The 1,543-nt window shown below is 61.2% G+C and carries 1 protein-coding gene and 1 pseudogene; both read right to left on the bottom strand.

Annotation, left to right across the window (positions count from 1 at the left end):
• Window positions 1-224, bottom strand: a pseudogene (locus EAY64_RS20005) (ornithine carbamoyltransferase); the annotation flags it as partial.
• A gap of 92 nt (window positions 225-316) precedes the next feature.
• On the bottom strand, window positions 317-1,543 hold a 1,227-nt coding region (locus tag EAY64_RS20000), incomplete at its 5' end, for an arginine deiminase (protein ID WP_103526500.1).

Below are 1,543 nucleotides of genomic sequence, written 5' to 3'. Positions count from 1 at the left end.
ACATTGGCGCCCTGGTCGTAGCAGGCCACTTCGAAAGCACAGCGGGTACGGGTGGAGGTCTTTTCGAAAATCAGGGCGATGTTCTTGCCCTTCAGGTGTTGCTGTTCGGTGCCGGTGTACTTGGCGCGTTTCAGGTCGCGGGCCAGGTCGAGCATGTAGCGGATTTCGCGCGGGGTGAAGTCCAGCATGCGGAGGAAGTTGCGGTTGCGCAGATTGAAAGCCATGGTAACGCTCCTTGTTTCGGTGCCGGGTGGCGGGCTTGGGCCAACGCCACCGGGCGAGATTGATGTGTTTGCTGTGCTGCGGGGGCAGCGACTTAGATCTTCACTTCGTCACGGATGATCGGGCAGGTCATGCAGTGACCACCGCCACGGCCACGGCCCAGTTCGGAGGCCGGAATCTCGATCACTTCCACCCCGTGCTGACGCATCAGCTTGTTGGTGTAGGTGTTGCGGTCGTAGGCCACCACCACGCGGCGATCCAGTGCCACCACGTTGTTGCCGTCATCCCATTGTTCGCGTTCGCGCTGGTAGGCATCGCCAGCGGTCTGGATGATGTGTACTTCTTTCAGGCCCAGTGCCTGGCGTACCACTTCGGTGAAGACCACGCCTTCGTGGCGTTCGAAGCGGATTTCGCCTTCCTTGTCACCGGCATAGATGCTGGTGCAGACGATTTCGTTGACCACGTCCGGGAACACCGACAGCAGGTCGATATCCAGGAAGCTGAACACGGTGTCCAGATGCATGGCAGCACGGGATTTGGGCATCTGGCAGGCGATGACGCGGGTGGCGCCGCCTTCCTTGCCCAGCACGCTCTTGGCCACTTGCACCACGGCTTGCGGGCTGGTGCGTTCGCCCATGCCGATCAGTACCACGCCGTTGCCGATAGGCATCACGTCGCCGCCTTCCAGCGTGGCCGGGCCGTGGTTCTTGTCACAGTCGCCCCACCATACCTTCACCTTGCCGGCGAAGTAGGGGTGGTGTTGATAGATCGATTGCAGAATCAGGGTTTCCTGACGGCGAGCCGGCCAGTACATCGGGTTCAGCGTCACACCTTCGTAGATCCAGCAGGACGGGTCGCGCTGGAACAGGCTGTTGGGAATCGGCGGGATAACGAATTCGGACTGGTCCAGATAGCCACCGAACAGGCCTTTGGGGTCGAACGGCAGTTCGAACTTGGCGATGCCGCCAATCAGGTGCTCGGCCAGTTGGGTGGAGGGCATTTCGTCCAGCCAGCTGCGCAGGTCGGTCAGCATGCCGATGCCGACGTTGTCAGCCTTGACCTTGCGGTCCAGCAGCCAGCTGCGGGCGGCCTTGTCGTCCAGCACCTGGGCCAGGGCGTCGTGGGCTTCGATCACGTGGATGCCACGGGCACGCATTTGCTCAACCATGAAGGCGTGGTCTTTTTGTGCACGTTCGACCCAGATCACGTCATCAAACAGCAGGTCGTGGCAGTTGTCGGGGGTGAGGCGTTTGTGGGCCAGGCCCGGACGGCACACCATCACGCTGCGCAGCTTGCCGCATTCGGAATGAACACCAAATTT

The sequence above is a fragment of the Aquitalea palustris genome, assembly GCF_003693445.1.
GTDB lineage: Bacteria > Pseudomonadota > Gammaproteobacteria > Burkholderiales > Chromobacteriaceae > Aquitalea > Aquitalea palustris.
This window is presented reverse-complemented; position numbering and strand designations above follow the sequence as displayed.